The following is a 12,452-nucleotide window of genomic DNA, read 5'->3' as shown; positions in this document are numbered from 1 at the left end:
GGGGGAAGTTCCGTTGTACCTGGTGGAAGGGCCAGGTAAGGCATATCATACGTCTGCATTGAATCCGCAGATAGGATTGGCGGAGTATTCGCGATTGGCGCAGATAGGCTCACCACGCGTTGGGTGGTGGGCTTCTCGACTGGCGCGAGAGCAACAACATTGGGGCGTCCTGCCGGATGGTGCCATTGAGATTATTTTCCTGAATGGGATGGTTGCTTATAAAGAAGGCCGCCACGGCGATGCGATCGGCATGCTGCGTGAAGTCGCAAAAAGTGAAGGTATATCGCTCGAAATAGCCGTTGCAATGCATTTAGTTGGCCGATATGACGCACAAAGGAATAAGCAAGCCAATTGGGGAGCAGCCATCAAAATGCTTCGACGTAGCAAAAGGATGGGGGAAGAACTGGGCGATCCCATTCATGTTGCTCAGGTTGAGCATACGCTGGCAATATCCTTGGTGCTACGCGATCCAAAAAATCGGCGCGAAGAATCACTTAAATTGCTACAATCAAGTTTAGCGACCCTCGAGCATTTTGGGGACACTTTTGGAGTGGCGCAGGTTCTTCATACGTTGGGGCAGGCCCATTACAGGCGCGGAAGGGGCGGGGATTTTAGGCTTGCAGAGCAATACTTGCGGCGCAGTTTGGAAATCGGCGAGGCTTTGGGTTACAGACAGCATCAAGCCAGGGTGTTGCGATCGCTCAGCAAGGTGGTAAAAATAAGGAATGCTGAAGAAGGGGATCGGCTGGAAGTTAAGGCTCGCGCAATGTTTTTGGGCCTGCGCTCCTCTGGACGTCAGAGAAATGCCGCGACTGCGGAGGGGCCAGCCCACAAGCAGAAGCAAAATTCGAAAGTAATGCGCGGTAAGGTTGAATCACAAAGACGCACCCGAACGGGATCTACAGTCCGAGGCAAGAGGGCCGATACCAGCAAGAGCAGACAAAGAAGGAAGCGTAAGTTCTAATCAACAGGGAGCTTCCTTCTAAAGGTTTGGGGGCTCTATCGGTGTTTATTATGCAACCTGGTTTGGACCTCTTCGGGGCAAGGTTAACTTTTATTTTTCGACCATCAACCTCGGTTTTGTCTGCAAGATCTTAGAGCGCATACGTATGTGAGCACGTGCCTGGCTACCTCCGAACCCGACCTATTGAAACCTTTTTAGAGGCTACGGCCGCTGTCGCGGCGTGCGCTCTCGGCGGCCCGGCGAGTTGCGGTGGCCTGGTCCTCCTGGCGGTTGTCCTTTTGCTCGGTGCGGTTGGCGGCCTTGATGCGCTTGGCCACCTGGCGTGCTGAGCGTGCCAGGCGGGACCGGAGGTCTGCTTGCGGGGCTGCTCGGAGTTCTCGGACACGGGGGTCTCCTTCTGCTGAGTGGCCGGCGTGGGGGACGCCGGCTCGTGGAGGGAAGCTGCCTCGGTGGTCGGGGTGGCCTGCTGGGTCTGGGCCCGGTGCTGGGCCACGACGTGAGCGATCAGCTCCTCCCTGGTCAGTACCCGCCGGGGCTCCTCGGCTACCGGAGTCGTAGCGGCCGCGGTGACGGCGGCCTCCCTCGCCTGCGGAGCCGGCAACGGATCGGCGGCCTCGGCGCGGGTGGCGCGCAATGCTTCCACGGCCTCCTGAGCCGATGCCGGGGTGGTGCGCACCCGCTCGGCCACGTGCGCCTCATCGACGGCCTGGCGGACCTGCTCCGGGGTCTGCGGGGCGGCGGTCGTGAGCGCGGAGTGCTTGTGCAGCGCGGTGGCCCGTTGAACCAGCGCGGCCGCCACCGGGTCCTGGTGGTGCGCCTGGGGGATCAGCGCGGTCTCGTGGGCGGGGACGTTGTAGCGGTTGCGGTACGCCTCGACCTCGGCCGCGACCTGGTGCCATTCGGCCGCCTTGGCGGGCTTGGCCGGTACCGGGCCCAGGGCCGTAGCCCACTCCGGGGCCGCCTCGGCCAGCTCGGCACCGCGCACCATGACGCGCTCCTCCAGCCGGGTGCGCAGCCGCTCCAGCTGCTCCCGATACTGCACCGGCACCTGCGGATCGGTGATCAGCGGTGTGGGGGCCAGGTCCTCGCTCACCCGGCGCCCGTCCGCCACCGGGGCAGGTGCCGGGGTCTTGGCGGCCACCGCGCGCACCTGCTGCTCGGCGGCGATCGCCTCCCCGATCGACAGTCCTGAGTCGGTGCGGGGGCGCTCTCCCCGGGCGATCTGCTCCACCGCCAACTGGGCCGGGGACAGCCCCGCCCGGCGCTCTTGCTCAGCGCCCATCGTGCGGGTGGTCCAGTCCAGGTGCAGCGAGGTGGTGGACTCCCACAGCTCCGGGGGCAGGGCCAGGTTCTCGGCCTCCGCACTGGCCTTCGCCTCAGCAAGCTGGGCTGAGGGCATCCAGGCGTAAGGGTGTGCCGCCCACTGTGGGTCCTCCACCACGGGCTGCGCCTGGGCAGCCCGAGTACGCTCGGCCAGCCGCTCCAAGTGCTCGTCGGTGAGGTTGCCCAGGGGCCGGCGGTCGGTGTTGTCCAGGACCCGCTGGGCGTCCTGGATCTGGTGCTCCAGCCGCCAGGCCAGCACTGCGGCCGGGTCTTCCGCTCCGCCAAAGCCGCGCTGATGCACTGCCCGGTTGAGTAGTTCGGCCGGGTCCATGCCCTGCTCCTGGGCGGTGTGCAGGTGGGTGGCCACCGCTCCCCAAGCCTCGGCGCTGGTGAAATCCGCGGCCTTGTCCGCGCCCATGACCTCCACAGCCATCGTGCGCGTCTTGGCCGTCCAGGCAGCGTCTGCGGTCTCGCGGTAGACCTCCCCCAGGGTGGCGACGTCGCCGTTGCGCATCACCTCGGCCGCCACGGTTTCGTGGGCGGACAGGTTCCGGTCGTAGGCCCCGGCGATGGCCTCCAGGACCTCGTCGCGGCTCTGCCCGTCGCTCAATGCGACGTAGAGCTGATTGCATTCCCGCCCTCGGGTGGCAGCGACATAGGCGGCGGCCCGGTCGGTGGAGTCGTCCAGGATCGCGTGGGCGGTCTCCACGGTCGCGCCCTGAGCCCGGTGCACGGTCGCGGCATATCCGAGCTGGCCGTGCTTGCTCAGGTACTCGGCATCCAGGGTGATCTTGCCGCCGTGGCCGGTGTGGCGCAGCGTGGCGGTGTCCGCTCCCACCTTCTCGACGGTCCAGACGTCGTTGTTCTTCACAAAGTCCTTGCCGCCGTTGAGCTGCAAGGTGCGGTCGTTGCGACGGGTCACCACCACGTCCCCGGTGTGGGCGGTGAGGCCGTCGCGCAGCACCACGGACTCTCCGGTGGCGTCTAAGGCCCCGGTGGCGATCCGGGCCGCCTGGGCGCGGGCGTTCAGGTCAGTGACGGTGGCGTTGTCGGTGGCGATCAGCAAGGACCGTTTCCCGGCCTCGGTGTCGACGATCCAGGCCCGCAGTGCGGTGTCGGTCATGGCCTCGGTGTCCCCGGCGACCACACGACGGTTGTCCATGTACCAGGCCCATGGGGTGTCCGCCCCGGCCGCAGGGGGCTCGCGCAAGGCCAGGGACGCGGCCGCCTCACCCTCGGTGCGGAAGCGGTGCACGGCCTCCAGCCGGGTCGCTCCCACCTCGCTGTCCAGCAGACGCAGCGCCCCGCCGGAACCGATCGCCCCGAGTTGCCGGTCATCACCAATGGCTCGAACGACGGCCCCGTGGCGGGCTGCCACGTTCACGAGCTCGGCCAGCTTCGGGGTGGTGACCATGCCCACCTCATCGAGGATCAGCACGTCCCCGGAGTGCAGCTGGGCGGCCCCGGTGCGGCCGGTGCGGTGGGCAATCAGGAAGGCGTCAATGGTCGTGGCTTGGGCCCCAATGTCGGCGGACATGACCGCAGCCGCGGCCGCGGTCGGGGCCAGGCCGACGACGTTGCCGCCGGTCGCGCGCACCGCATCGGCGGCCAGGGAGAGGCTGGTGGTCTTGCCGGCCCCGGCCGGACCAATGCCCAAGGAGAGCAGCTTCTCATCGGTGGCGAAAGCACGGGCCAGGGCCACCTGACCGTCGCTCAGGGGGCCGGTGTGGGCGGCCAGCACCTCGTCAAAGGTTTGGGCGGAGACAGCGGGGATGACGGTGCGCTGGGCGGCGGCGAGCACCTGGTGCTCCGTCTCCAGGACCTCCCGGGAGGTGAACACGTGGGCGTCGGAACGGATGAACTGGCTGGTGCCATCGGCGCGGGTGAACTCCGCCAAGCGCGGCACATCAGCGGTCGGGGTGACCGACAGACTGTGCGTGCCGGTGGCCTCCCGCACCACCTCGGCCACCAGCTCATCGGGCACGGTGCGCCCGATCATGGTCTCTTTCAGGTGCCGGCGGGTCTGGGCGTGGACGTGGTTCACGCTCCAGGTGGCCCGCTTCTGGGACAGCTCATGCACCACTAGGCGGGCGTGCTCACTGACATTGATCTGCGCCACCTCGGGGCCGGTCGGCACGCCGGTGGCGGCCGCACGAACGTGGGCCAGCAGGTCGTCGCCGACCGGCATCTGTACCTGCTGCCCGTACTCGTCTGCCCACTGCTCGACCAGTTCGGACAGGCGCCGGGCGGACTTCTTCGCCGGTCGGGATTCTAGGGTGGCTTGCTGGGCCAGGGCGATCTTCTGCTTGGCGTTGGGAGCGTAACCGTGGCGGTCGGTGAACTCCGCGTGCAGCCGATCCACGGTCCCGGCGATGTCGGCCCGTCTCGAGGAGGCGTGGTGGATGGCGTCCAGGTCCACCCCGGCGATCTCATAGATCGGCTCGTTCCCACCGGCCGTCCGCGGCACCGCGGCGACCCCCAGGGAGGCGGTGACCTTCTCCATCACCTTCGCGTTGTAGGTCTCCGAGGCGGCCACATTCATCCGGTACAGGGTGCGCCCGTCCAGGGAGGACCACCTGCCGTCCGCACCCAAGACCTTGTTGGCGATCACCACGTGATCGTGCAACTGCGGGTCCCCATTGCGGGAGTCGTAGTGGCGGAACTGGGTGGCCACCAACCCGCCCTCGACGTCGATCTGCCGCACCCCGTTGCGGCCGCGCCGGGTGTAGGTACCCTCCTGCTCCAGGAAGCTCAGGGTCTCAGCAATGGCCTCGTTGTGCGCCGTCTCCACGGCCTTCCGGGCCTCCTCACCGCCCAGGGCCCAGAGCAGGGAGACGGACTTGGCGGGGGAGAACACCAAGTCATACCCGGCCACGGTCTGCTGCTTCGGGGTGGTCTGGGCCGTGATGAACCGGCCCAGCTCCTCCTTATTCCGCACGTCGCGCCCGTGGGTTTCCCGGAACAGCTGGCCACCGACGCGACCGCGAATGGCTTGGCGTTCCTCGCGGGTTGGGGCCGCCCCGGTGGTGCGTTCGTGCCGGGCGATCTCCTCCTCCAGGCGCCGGGTTAGTTCCGTGTCAGCACTGGCATAGCGGTGGTACTTCTGGCCCAGAGCCACGTCCGCTTCGGTGCCGCCGGCGGCCAGGATGCGCTCCGCGTCCGGGCGGATGCCCTCCCCGAACAGGGCCGCCATCTGCGCCTCGGTGACCTCCCCCGACACCCCCAGCAACGCCTCGGAGTGGGCCACCCACTGGCCCGGCGGCATGCCCTCCACGGTGTAGTAGTCGCCCAGTTCCCGGCCTTCGGCGCGCAGTTCATCAGCCGAAGCCACTTCGGAGGTGTAGTAGGCATACCCGTCCCCAGCGCTGAGCTTGTGGACGGTCATCACAGAAGCAATCTATCGCGTTTTCATCCTCATTTATCAATGATGCATGAGGTGTGACGGTCTGACAGGGCGTGGGGGTCGATGCGAGCTGGCGAGTCATCGGGGCGGAGCGACCCAGGCTGTCCGTCACGGATGTGACGCGGTTGTGCCCACAAGACCTGAAGTGTGGGCAGGTGATGCCATAGAGCGGACGAGGAACGAGGAGTCGAAAAGGCCGGCATCAGCTGTCCACACTCCAGGTCGACTGGGTGCAAGCGAACCAGGTTGTCCACGCGCGCCTTTTCGGGTGGACAACCTGCACGAGATTTCGCGGGTCGCTGTGGGTCCGGCGAAGGGACCGGGATTCATCCCGGAGCCGGTCCACAGCCACCCGCGAAAGCTCACAACACTGTCACCCCCTGGGGTGCCCTTTCCCGCGGCGCCGGCCCTGCCGGCGGCAGGGCCGGCGCGAAGAAGTCGGTCTGTGACCGTTAGGGGATCGGTGGTGTTCAATGGAAGGGAATGATGTTGCTGATATGAAGGAGTGGTGATGGCCCCGCGGAAGAGCGCGACGAAGACCGAGGCTCGAGAACGGGCCCGCCGGGCGGCCGCCGATGCCATGGCTCGGGAGCAGCGCTTGTTGGAACTGGGGGAGGAGTTCTTCGTCGCCCAGGGCGAGGCCGAGCAGATTCTAGAGGCGGCGGAGCAGCGCATCGCCGAGATCCGCGCCAAGGCCGAGCAGGAGGCTGCTCAGGCCAGGCAGGCGCAGGCCGGTGTGGCCGTGGCCATGAAGGGGGAGCGGGTGGCGGTGTCCGATATCGCTCAGCGATTGGAGCTGTCAGCAGCCGCAGTGCGCGCTCTTTTGAAGGACAACGCCAGTGAGGACGTTGCCACGCCGGAGGATCGCGATTCCGCCGATGTGACGACTCCAGCCGACGGTGAGCTGGAGCGGGAGACCGTCGGCGCGTAGATCCTGCCCGGTTACTCGTCAGCTCACTCTGCGGCCAGGTCTGTCTCGCGTGTGGTGGCCCACCGGTACTGGGTGGCCTGCAGGTCCTCGTCTGCGGGGTTCCATGGGCTCACGGTGAACCGGGCATCCTTGTCGTCGAGTTCACCGTCCTCGGTGAACCGCAGGCCGCTGAGGATGCCAATGACGCATTCACCGGGGTGTCGCCTAGCGTGGTGGACTTCCCCGCTGGTCACGGTCACGGACGCGCCGTTGGACTGTGTGCCCTTGGCTTCCAGGTAACGGATCTGGCCGTTCTTCCGCGCGATGGCGTCGTAGGGACCGTCGAAGCGGACGTCCTCGACCTCCCACCCACGACCGCGGTAGTAGGTCTCCAGACGCGACTGGGCGGCGTCCTCCAGCGCCTTACGCCGCTGGGGATCCAGGACCAGCCCTTGCCCCTCAGAGTCGGGGTGCCCGGGCTCATCGGCCGCCACAAGCTCATCGAGTTGCGGTGTCGGATGGTAGGTCAGCGCAGCCCGATTGCGTGGCCGCTCGGCGCCCATGAGAGTGTCGTGCACCCGATGGCCTTCATGCAGCACGTACCCCTGGAGGGCTCGGCGTCGTTGCCCGTTCTTCCAGAACTGTGGGCCGACGTCCTCGATGCCGGTGATAGCGGCCACCAACACGACTTCTCCACGCCACGAGAAGGTGGCGATCCGCTCGCCCTCGATGCGGTCCCCGAACCGCCAGATCCCTCGGTTGTACTCCCAGACCTCTTCGAGGGCCGCTTGCGGGGCCCAGCCCTGCCAGGGTCGTCCCTCCCAAGACTCCTGCGGGTCGAGCATTTTTTGGTCGAACAGCTTGAAGTTGATGGCCATCGGGTCATTCAGCCTTGTCTCTCGAGGCATGTGCAGGACGCGGTGGTTTCAGAACAGGGTGGGGTGCTCGGGGTCGATCCCGTGCACGAGCTCTCGCACCAAGTCTTCGTCCCAGCCGTGGGTCTTGAGCTCCTCGCGCAGTTGCCGAGAGCGGGCGGAGCGCTCGGCCCGGGAGAGCCGGCGCCACCGGGCAGCGGTGGCCGAGGGCATCCTGCCTTTCATCGCCCGGTCGGCCATGTTGTCCGAGCGGGTGCCCAGCAACAGGTGCGTGGAGGACTCCAGGGAGGCGTGCACGCACAGTGGCACGTCGCACCAGTGCAACGCGGTCAGCCCCTCGATCGCCCCCAGCCCGCCGTGGACGGTGGCCAGGGCGAAGCGGTGGGCGGCCACAGCCCGCTGACCGTCGGCGGTGCTGATCCAAAAGCGGCCGTAGCCGTCGTCGCTGATCGCCCCCAGCCACAGCCAGCACGAGTCAGCGTGCGGTCCCTTGAGGACGTGGGAGTAGAAGCGTTCAACGTCCGCGAACTGCACGGCGAGCCTCCGCCTTGTGGACCAGCACCAGCAACAGTGCGGTGATCAACGCCCCGACACCGATCGCCGTCCAGGTGAAGTCGTTGGCGCCGACCACAACCCAGACCATGAACAGGTACGGGGCGATGGACACGGTCCCGGCCAGCCGGTGCCGCAGCACCGAGGGCATCGGAATGATGCGCAGGAACCAGTGCGCCACCGCGTGACCGATGCGGTAGTACAGGCGAACCCACCACAGTAGATACGGGATCAGAATGCGCGGCATCAGGCCTCCTTCTCGCCGTCTGCCGGTGGCGCCTCGCGGCAGTTCGGAAGCTGCGCCAGGTGGTACGTGGGGATCCTTCCCTGGGTGGGGACAGGCATGTTCTACTGTGGCACGCTTCAGTGGCCTGACGTAGTTTCCGAGGCCGGCGAGTAGGGCATCGCCTCGGGGGATTCCAGCGCCCTTGGGTGGCGCAGCCTTACGAGACGAACCGGTCAAGCCCCCGGGATGAGCCATCCGGTGCCCAGCGCAGTCCCGCCGACCGCCGCGGAACCACACCAGAATCGGTCCGACGGGAGTTCGAACAGATGCAAGAACACGTCCTACTTAACCGGTAGGCACGGATGTTGATGAGGCGGGAGTTCCGCCCTGACGGTGCTCCCGGTGCTACTGGCGTGCGGCGATGTATCGGGCGTAGGCGCTGGCCGCGTTGGTGGCGTGACGTTCGATGGTGCTGGGGTGGTAGCCGAGGATCTCGGCGAGGACCGGGATGGGGCTGAGCTTGGTGAGCTCCTCGAGGGTGCCCAGGCGGGCGGCCCGGGGCGCGCACACGGTCTTCAGCCGTCGCCGCAGGTGGCTCGCGTCGATGTGGTCGCCAGGGGAGTTGCCCCTGAAGATCCACCGGCTGTGGGGGTGCGCGGCGGTCCGGTCGTGGCCGGGCTCGGTGACCAGCTGGCGCAGCGGTTCATCCAGCGGGGGCGGGAGTCCGACGGGGTGGGCCCCGACGGTGATGGTGACCCGGTCGTCGTCGATGGTGACCTGGTCCCAGGTCAGCCCGACGACGTCGTCGACCTGTTGGGCCAGCACGAGGACGAGGATGGCCGCGAGGCGGTCTCTGGGGCCGAGCTCCTCGTGGTCCACGACCCGTGCCAGGGCGCGGGTCTGGTCGGGGTGAGACATGCGGGCCGCGGTGCCGCGCCGGTGGGGGTGCAGGCGCAGGCGCGAGTCCACCAGACGAGCGTTGATCGCCCACCTCAGGAAGCGGTCGGCCAGTTCCCGGGTGGTGGGCCCGCCGGATTGCCAGGCATCGAGGTCGGCCTGGGTGAGCCGGCTCAGGGTGGTGCCCCGGTTCGTGAGCCAGGTCAGGAAGTCGATGGCCACGGTGGTGGTCTGTTTCGCGGTGAGGAAGGCCCCGTGGGTGGTCTCGCCGTCGGTGGCGGTCATCCGCCGAGCTTGGTCCCAGCGGATGAAGCGTCGTAGGGCCTCGCGGTGCTCGCCGGTGGGCAGCCGCTGGATGGCGTCCTGGCTCCAGGCGGTGAACCGCGCCAGCTGCTCGTCCCGGGCCGGCAGCCCACCGTGGGTCACCAGCAGGGCCCGCACGTAGTCGCGGGTGCGGGTGGCCGGCAGCGCATCGAGGGCCTCGTGGCTGATGGTCGCCGTGGTGGCCAGGTCGGTGAGGAAGGCGGTGACGTGGGGCTGGTTCAGCCAGGTCAGACCGCTGTTGGGGCGGGTCATTGCCTTCAGCGCGGCGGCCACCGGGGCCAGGGACGGGTGCATCTGCTGGGTGTGCGGATTGGTGAGCAGCCGGTCGACGGTGGCGGCCAGCACGCAGGACCAGCACTGCCCGTGCGAGTGCAGCTCCGCCTCGGCCCTACAGGTGCGGCAGTCGAGGTTCAGCGTGATCCCGCTGCAGTCCCGGCAGGTCGGGTGCCCGTCGAGCCGGCCGGGCAGCACCCCTGCGTGGCCGCAGGCGCAGGTGCCGGTGGTGCGCTTGGCCTGTTGGTAGCAGTAGCGGCAGACGGGCCCGTCGGGCCAGTGGGCGGCGATCTCGTGGTGGTCCCGGCACCGGGTGCACGGGATCGGCCAGGTGTCCGGGTCGCTGGGTGGGCGGGGCCTGCTCACGAGGACTCGTCGTTCTCCTCGGGCACCAGGTGGATGCGGCGGGCGATCGGCTGGTGCGGATCGACCCCGATCTCCTGGGGCCGGGTCGGGGCGTTGGCGGTGGCCGCGGCGCGCAGTTCGAGGTAGGGCTCGAAGAGGTCGTTGGGGGAGCAGTCCAGGATGTCGCACAGTGCCGCGAGGGTGCGCGCCGGGATGCGTTCGGGGGTGCCGGTCACCAGCCGGTAGACCTGGCTCTCCGAGAGGGTGATCCCGCGGGCGCGCAGCAGCGGCAGTAGCTCGGTGCTCTTCCACAGGTTGCGCTGAGCCATCACGGTGCGCAGATGCCAGCGGTAGCCGATGCGGCGTTGTTCAGGCATCAGGGTCCTCCTCGCGTCCGGTGGCCAGCCGGGCGGCGATCATCTGCTGGATGGTCTTCTGCTTGAAGTCCGAGGAGACCGAGGTGTACAGCCCCGTGGTCGAGGCGTGGGCGTGCCCAACCTGGGTCTGCACGAACGCCGGGTCGTAGCCGGCCTCGATCAGGTGGGTGACGTAGGAGTGGCGCAGGCAGTGCAGGCCCAGTTCCGGGGGCAGCCCGACCTCCTCGCGCAGTCCCGCGAAGGCGTCCCCGAGGCTGCCCAGGCGCAGGCGGCCGCCGCGTTCGCTGGGCCACAGCGCGCCGGAGGACTCGGCGGTCGGGAACCGGGCCCGCCCGCCGGGGCCGGTCCAGAACTGCAGCAGGCCCACGACCCAGTCGAACTCCGGGACGGTGAGCACGGTGCGCCGGCGCGGCCCCGAGCCGGTGGTGCCCTTGGCCCAGCGCACCTGCACCGCACCGAAGCGCCCGTAGGCGGGCACGTGCGGGTTGGGGCCGAAGTCGCTCACCTCGAGCATCGTCAGCTCCCGGCGGCGCAGCCCGTAGGCGTAGCAGGTCTTGAGGGCGATCGAGTCCCGCAGGGCCGGCAGCCAGCGTTTGCTCCCGGCGGCGTGCTCGCGGTCGATGTGGTCGTCGAGATGGTCGAACAGCCGCTGCAGCTCGGCCCGGGTGAAGGCCCGGCGCCCCGGGACGATGGCGTCATCGGCCGTGTGCCGGGGAGTGTTCCACTCGAAGACCACCTGGGCGGGCACGTCCCCGAACGCCTGCTGGCAGAAGGCCGCCCACCCGTAGACCGGGGTCGTGAGATAGGTACAGAACGCCGCGACCGCGCTGGAGTCCGCGCGCAGGGTCGTGAGACTGATCGGCCTGGGAGCGGAGCGCCGCTGCGCCTGGAAGTCCTCCAAATCCGCCGGGCCCCATTGCCAGGGGAAGGTGCCGGTGAAGCGCTGGAACCGGGCCACGACACCGCACCGGGCCTTGATCGTCGTCGAGGTCAGCCCGCGGGCCAGCATCTGCGCCCGCCACCCGTCGAGCATCGCCTCGAACACCCGCTCGTCGGCGCGGAACAACCCCACGCCAGCATCGGTCAGGACGGCAGGCACCTGGCCCGGTACAGCGTCCATCCGAATCCCACCTCACCGTGGAATCGTGCATCTGATGCAGGAAATCTACGCTGACCAGCGACCCAGCAAAACCCCGGTGAGCCATCCGACGTCCGGCACAGTCCCGTCGGCCGCAGAACACTGCGGAACCGCGGCGGAATCGGTCGGACGGGAGTTCCATCAGATGCGAGAACTCCCGTGGGTTGAACGCCGATAAGTCACGTTATGTAAAGTAATGCCGTAAGCAGGCTCCCCGAGCGGCTCCCGACGTGTGGGAACTCCCCTCTGAGCATCGCAAGGTGTCATGCCGCACATAGCGCGATTCAGGCCTGCGCCTCAAGCGCGCTGATGAGCATGGCGTCTTGGAGACGGGCATCTGGCTGACCCGTAGCGCCCGTGGTCGCGGCCTGGGAGGAGCGGCCATGGCGGCCACGTTGGTCCAGGCCGCTACCCTCGGGGCGACTGGAGTACGGGCAGAGACCACCAGCACCAACACAAGCGCTCTGGCCGTGCTGCGCCGTCTTGGCTTCACCCTCGCACCGGCCCAGGACGGTCAGAACATCCGGGCGCTGATCCGGCTCGACCCCGAGGCTGGCAGTCACGAGTGTCGACAATCGGTCGACTGACGGAACGCGGGCCACCACAACTACCGCCTCGGCACCTGCACCCGCCGATCCCGTCTCATGATGACTTCAAGGATCCTCGGCATGCCTGTCACGCCCCCGGCGCACCGCCGTCCAGGCAGGTCGGGCCTGGAATACCAGGCTGGCGGAGGGGTTTTGGCCGATGTCCCCTCCCCTGTTTTCCTGTGAAGGAGCATGCTTCCGCGCATGGCCACCGATTACGACACCCCGCGCACCCGCCCCGAGGACGAGCCGGCCAAC

Annotated in this window: 10 protein-coding genes; 3 read left to right on the top strand and 7 right to left on the bottom strand. The window is 67.9% G+C overall.

Annotated features, from left to right (window positions below; all coding sequences use genetic code 11):
- Positions 1–964, top strand: a 964-nt coding sequence (locus tag BJF77_RS20275; protein ID WP_222845023.1) for a tetratricopeptide repeat protein, incomplete at its 5' end; no start/stop codon positions are given.
- Positions 965–1,127: 163 nt separating this feature from the next.
- On the opposite strand, the gene mobF is transcribed toward BJF77_RS20275, so the two are convergent.
- The gene (mobF, locus tag BJF77_RS17020; RefSeq protein WP_075872909.1) at positions 1,128–5,672 is read right to left on the bottom strand and encodes a MobF family relaxase; all 4,545 of its coding nucleotides are present in this window, start codon (positions 5,670–5,672) and stop codon (positions 1,128–1,130) included.
- A gap of 529 nt (positions 5,673–6,201) precedes the next feature.
- Here mobF and BJF77_RS17015 point away from each other — a divergent pair.
- Positions 6,202–6,621, top strand: a complete 420-nt coding sequence (locus BJF77_RS17015; protein WP_075872908.1) for a hypothetical protein — start codon at positions 6,202–6,204, stop codon at positions 6,619–6,621.
- 23 nt (positions 6,622–6,644) lie between these two features.
- On the opposite strand, the gene BJF77_RS17010 is transcribed toward BJF77_RS17015, so the two are convergent.
- The 6 genes from BJF77_RS17010 to BJF77_RS16985 all read right to left on the bottom strand — a co-directional run bounded on the left by BJF77_RS17010 (position 6,645) and on the right by BJF77_RS16985 (position 11,589).
- On the bottom strand, positions 6,645–7,478 hold the full coding sequence (locus tag BJF77_RS17010) for a protein NO VEIN domain-containing protein (protein ID WP_075872907.1): 834 nt from the start codon (positions 7,476–7,478) through the stop codon (positions 6,645–6,647).
- Between the two features lie 48 nt (positions 7,479–7,526).
- Positions 7,527–8,009: a hypothetical protein gene (locus tag BJF77_RS17005; RefSeq protein ID WP_075872906.1), complete on the bottom strand. Its 483-nt coding sequence runs from the start codon at positions 8,007–8,009 to the stop codon at positions 7,527–7,529.
- Positions 7,990–8,274, bottom strand: coding sequence for a hypothetical protein (locus BJF77_RS17000; RefSeq protein ID WP_075872905.1), 285 nt, complete (start codon positions 8,272–8,274; stop codon positions 7,990–7,992). The genes BJF77_RS17005 and BJF77_RS17000 overlap by 20 nt, the downstream gene beginning before the upstream one ends.
- Before the next feature lie 384 nt (positions 8,275–8,658).
- Entirely contained in the window at positions 8,659–10,113 is a 1,455-nt protein-coding gene (locus tag BJF77_RS16995) for a Fis family transcriptional regulator (RefSeq protein ID WP_075872904.1), read from the bottom strand.
- The gene (locus BJF77_RS16990) at positions 10,110–10,469 is read right to left on the bottom strand and encodes a helix-turn-helix transcriptional regulator (RefSeq protein WP_075872903.1); all 360 of its coding nucleotides are present in this window, start codon (positions 10,467–10,469) and stop codon (positions 10,110–10,112) included. Before BJF77_RS16990 ends, BJF77_RS16995 begins: the two co-directional genes overlap by 4 nt.
- A complete protein-coding gene (locus BJF77_RS16985; protein WP_075872902.1) occupies positions 10,462–11,589 on the bottom strand; it encodes a tyrosine-type recombinase/integrase in 1,128 nt (375 codons plus the stop codon). The genes BJF77_RS16990 and BJF77_RS16985 overlap by 8 nt, the downstream gene beginning before the upstream one ends.
- 308 nt (positions 11,590–11,897) lie before the next feature.
- On the opposite strand from BJF77_RS16985, the gene BJF77_RS16980 reads away from it, so the two are divergent.
- On the top strand, positions 11,898–12,194 hold the full coding sequence (locus BJF77_RS16980; protein ID WP_083665232.1) for a GNAT family N-acetyltransferase: 297 nt from the start codon (positions 11,898–11,900) through the stop codon (positions 12,192–12,194).
- The last annotated feature ends 258 nt before the right edge of the window (positions 12,195–12,452 follow it).

Origin of the sequence: Kocuria sp. CNJ-770, from assembly GCF_001942375.1 — a bacterium.
GTDB lineage: Bacteria > Actinomycetota > Actinomycetes > Actinomycetales > Micrococcaceae > Kocuria > Kocuria oceani.
Note: the sequence above shows the minus strand (reverse complement) of the source record. Positions and strands in the feature narration are given on the sequence as shown.

Bases quoted from the DNA above. Each gene is read 5' to 3' on its own strand.
- BJF77_RS17000 (WP_075872905.1), bottom strand. From the start codon at position 8,274: ATGCCGCGCATTCTGATCCCGTATCTACTGTGGTGGGTTCGCCTGTAC.
- BJF77_RS17015 (WP_075872908.1), top strand. From the start codon at position 6,202: ATGGCCCCGCGGAAGAGCGCGACGAAGACCGAGGCTCGAGAACGGGCC.
- mobF (WP_075872909.1), bottom strand. From the start codon at position 5,672: ATGACCGTCCACAAGCTCAGCGCTGGGGACGGGTATGCCTACTACACC.
- BJF77_RS16990 (WP_075872903.1), bottom strand. From the start codon at position 10,469: ATGCCTGAACAACGCCGCATCGGCTACCGCTGGCATCTGCGCACCGTG.
- BJF77_RS16985 (WP_075872902.1), bottom strand. From the start codon at position 11,589: ATGGACGCTGTACCGGGCCAGGTGCCTGCCGTCCTGACCGATGCTGGC.
- BJF77_RS17010 (WP_075872907.1), bottom strand. From the start codon at position 7,478: ATGGCCATCAACTTCAAGCTGTTCGACCAAAAAATGCTCGACCCGCAG.